1 protein-coding gene is annotated in these 367 nt (G+C 40.3%); it reads right to left on the bottom strand.

Going from position 1 to position 367, the window contains the following annotated elements; all coding sequences use genetic code 11:
- A partial coding sequence (locus HT701_RS10385; protein ID WP_172931500.1) for an IS30 family transposase occupies window positions 1–367 on the bottom strand: 367 nt, incomplete at both ends.

The following is a 367-nucleotide window of genomic DNA, read 5'->3' as shown; positions in this document are numbered from 1 at the left end:
CTGTTGTGATTCTCATTAGTTCCCCTTTCCCAAGAGGCATAGGGGTGCGCATAATAGATATGTTCCTCAGAAAATACATCAGACAAGCGGTTAAATTCTGTACCATTATCTGCCGTGATGGACAGAATCTTGTCTTGTTTTAAGATGAGTTTTAAAGCCTGATTGACCGCCTCAGCACTTTTATTTGGAATCAATCGGATAATTTGATGCCTAGTCCTTCGATCAGTTAAGACCAGTAAACAATAATTTTTCACTCTTGTAAGCAGAACCGTATCAATCTCATAATGCCCATTCTCCAATCGCAGATTGATAGCTTCAGGACGCTGTTCGATAGATTGACCAGGGGGTTTAAAATTGGTGCTAGCTT

Source organism: Streptococcus sp. 10824, assembly GCF_013276595.1.
GTDB classification, from domain to species: domain Bacteria; phylum Bacillota; class Bacilli; order Lactobacillales; family Streptococcaceae; genus Streptococcus; species Streptococcus pseudopneumoniae.
This window is presented reverse-complemented; position numbering and strand designations above follow the sequence as displayed.